General features: G+C 27.3%; 4 protein-coding genes. 1 reads left to right on the top strand and 3 read right to left on the bottom strand.

What is annotated here, in order from left to right; genetic code table 11:
• Positions 1 to 550, bottom strand: a 550-nt coding sequence (locus ACIQ56_RS15955) for a transporter substrate-binding domain-containing protein (protein ID WP_397602029.1), incomplete at its 3' end; no start/stop codon positions are given.
• Between the two features lie 95 nt (positions 551 to 645).
• Here ACIQ56_RS15955 and ACIQ56_RS15960 point away from each other — a divergent pair.
• Entirely contained in the window at positions 646 to 1,131 is a 486-nt protein-coding gene (locus ACIQ56_RS15960) for a YaiI/YqxD family protein (protein WP_397602030.1), read from the top strand.
• Here the strand turns inward: ACIQ56_RS15960 and ACIQ56_RS15965 are convergent.
• Together ACIQ56_RS15965 and ACIQ56_RS15970 are read right to left on the bottom strand one after the other, a co-directional pair.
• Positions 1,128 to 2,552, bottom strand: coding sequence for a phospholipase (locus ACIQ56_RS15965; RefSeq protein ID WP_397602031.1), 1,425 nt, complete (start codon positions 2,550 to 2,552; stop codon positions 1,128 to 1,130). The genes ACIQ56_RS15960 and ACIQ56_RS15965 overlap by 4 nt on opposite strands.
• A 17-nt stretch (positions 2,553 to 2,569) precedes the next feature.
• On the bottom strand, positions 2,570 to 3,284 hold a 715-nt coding region (locus ACIQ56_RS15970; protein ID WP_397602032.1), incomplete at its 5' end, for a hypothetical protein.

Raw genomic sequence — 3,284 nt, forward strand, 5'->3', positions numbered from 1 at the left:
CTACGGAGTAGTTGTGAGCAACCGCATCTTCAAAACTCATGACAAAGCTATCTTTTAATTGACTTGAAAGTCCATAAAATGAATAATTTTTTGTGTAAGTTGGGGTTCTTGTAAAATTTACATACTTATCAAATTTTGAATTTTTTTCTATTCCAAATGCCATGTCTGCTTCTCCAGTAATCATTTTTGGTAACATTTCTGTCCAATGCACGATTTCAATTTCAAATGGAATTTTTAGTTTATTAAAAATTTTTGAAACAATATCGATTTCAGAGCCAACAATTTTTTTTTCAGTTGATATTGTAGAAGTGCTATTTTCTGGAGATTTTGGATCTTTATTTTCTTTTTTATCATTTTTTTTATCACTACCAAGTTCTTCATAGAAAGAACGAATTGGAGTTTCTTCTGCAATTATTTTGATTTTATCTTCATTTTTAATTAAATTCTCTTTCTCTATCATCGTTTTTGTTTCTACTGCAAAAGTTTTATTTTGCAAATTTAATAATAAAAATATAATAAAAAAGAGAATGTTTTTTTTCGCAGTTGTCACGGGAAGCTCCAAGATGTAAAGTGATAAGAGATTATTTGAGTTTATGTCAATGGTTTTATTAGCTTATGGTATTATAGCATGTTTAAAGGAAATTTATGAAGATATGGATAGATGCTGACGCTTGTCCGGGAGCTATTAAAGAAATTATTTTTAAAGCTGCTGAAAGAGTCAAAGTTGAAACTTGCTTAGTAGCGAATCAGCCAATTAAATATCCACCTTCTCAATATATTTCAGCAATACAAGTTCCAAAAGGATTCGATGTGGCAGATGCTTATATTGTCCAAAATTTAGTAGAGTATGATCTTGTTATTACTGCAGATATACCATTGGCTGACCTTGTCGTAAAAAAAGGAGCTGTCGCAATTAACCCGAGAGGGGAGCTTTATAATGAAGGAAATATTACGGAACGCTTGTCCATTCGAAATTTTACTCAGGTTCTTAGAGAAGGGGGTTTAATTCAAGGCGGCCCTCCTCAATTTAGTGCAGTAGATAAACAAAAGTTTGCCTCTACATTTGATAAACAATTGACAATACTTTTAAAAAAAGAAAAAACAAAAAATGAATCTCTTTTTTCAAGTTAATGACTTCTCTCAAAAATAGAACGTACCGAATTTCTGGTATGACTTCCTGTATTTGCCATAAGGGTATTTACATTCTCATGCATTTTTTCTTTTGTTTTATCTGTTTGTTGATCTAAAATTTGTAATGCTTGAAAAGAATCATTAAAAATATATTTTGGGTTATTGGTAAAATCTTCAGGAAAAGATCTTCTTATAATAGCAGATGTATCTTTATTTACTCTCCAAAATATAAGGCTACCATAAGTAGGTTTAGTATAATAAGAGCCTTCTTTTGAAATAACATCTCGAATATAATTTTCATTTACCATAGGATAGTTATTATCATGAGATTGGTTTTGTAAAAAACTTATTATGAAGGACTGATATTGATTATTTAATCTTGCATAAACTAATTCTTCATAAACTAATTTTTCAAGAATTAAATGCCTATTTGTTATGATATTAATTGCATCATTCATTTTATTATTTTTTTTACAAAAAGCTCCTTCTAGCTTATCTAATATATTTAAACCTATGAGATCTGTTGTCGAATAACCAGGGATAGGCGCATTGTGAAAGGGTTGGGTTAAATCTTGAATATAATGAAGACTCCACCCTAAAAATCGAAGTCCCCAATAAGGATGTCCGCTCTTAAATGCCATAATAGATAATTCTTGATATAATTTTATTCTATGCTCTGCATAAGTTTGTTTAATGTAGGGGGCGAGTTTATAAACAATCGGAGATTCATGGTAAAAACCCATGTGAAAGGGAGCTTGGCTGCTAAATGAAAAATTAGCATTTCCAAATGGCTGATTTCCGAATCCGAAGTTTACTTTATAATCTTTAATATTATCTGCAAATAAATTAATATCATGACCATAATCAGGTTCATCTGATGCTGTTGCAATTACTTGTAAAGGATTTACATACTGACCTTTTGAAACTTTTATAAATTTATATTCTCCTACATCATTTAAAATTGGCAAAATAATAACATCATCTGTACGTAATAAAGAATCTGAATTTCCTAATGAATCACCTGGTAATAATTGTAAAAATAAATTTAGTTTAATAGTGGGGTTTATTCTTATTGCGTAAAGAAACTTTTGTAAAATTTGAGGATCATCTTTTGTCGCATTAAATTTGAATGCTACAGGTGTTTCTGGATATGTAAAATTGTATTTTTGTGTTCTTGATATAGTCCAATTTTCTACATTTGATAAAACTTCATGAATTAAATGGGATGTACTATATAAAAAATCTTCAATGCTTTCTGCTTGAACTAAATTTTTTTCATTTATGATGTTAGCATTTTTTAATGATATTTCTGTAATTAAAGAATGGTTTTTCCAGGCATATGCTTTTTGTTTGATGTGAAAACAAAGAAAATAAAATAGAGCTATAATAATATTAATTTTTTTATTATAAAAAATATTCATGATTACCTCATATTGATTTATAAAGATTTGACCTCTTTTTTTATAGCATTATTAATCTTATTTATCACATTCATTCCAACTTTTTTTGTGCACATAAAATGTCTTAAAACTTCATTTTTACTATCAATTATATTTTTAGCTACTAAATTCATTTTAATATCTTTATTTTTACTTTGGTAATATTCAAATTCATTTAAAGTAAAAAAGCCATAATCACCTTCTTTTTTAATTATCTTTAATAACATTTCTTCTTGATCAGCTGAAGTTGATACAATTTTATTATTTTTTTCTTTTTCTATTTTGTAAATAGAATAATTTTTGTATTTCTCTAAAAGTTCTGATATTACTTTTTCGTGATTATATCCAATTTTAATAATTGGGAAAAGGTCTTTATTTGAAATAACATCTTTAAATGTGTTTAAATTTTTAAATCTTAAATCATTCTTTCTAATAGCTAAAATTAATTTTGAAGTTTTTTGAAAAGGAAGGCTAAAAAGAGAATTCTTTTCTCTTTCTATACTCTTATAAGCATATGGATAACAGCTTAAAGATTTATTTTCTTTGATATCTCCTAAAGTTCTAACTAATGGTTTATTTTCATAAACAAAATTTATTTTTGATTCTTTAAGTATTTTATCGATAATTTCAAAACCAATCCCTTCAGAGAGTTTGTGAGTAATAGGGTTTTCAATAAAAAAAGGAGGTCTGTTTTGATATTGGATTGATATTTTC

It is taken from the genome of Silvanigrella sp. (assembly GCF_044369315.1).
Classification (GTDB): Bacteria; Bdellovibrionota_B; Oligoflexia; order Silvanigrellales; family Silvanigrellaceae; genus Silvanigrella.

Excerpts from the sequence above, each read along its gene's own strand:
- ACIQ56_RS15960 (WP_397602030.1), top strand. The coding sequence starts at position 646 with ATGAAGATATGGATAGATGCTGACGCTTGTCCGGGAGCTATTAAAGAA.
- ACIQ56_RS15965 (WP_397602031.1), bottom strand. The coding sequence starts at position 2,552 with ATGAATATTTTTTATAATAAAAAAATTAATATTATTATAGCTCTATTT.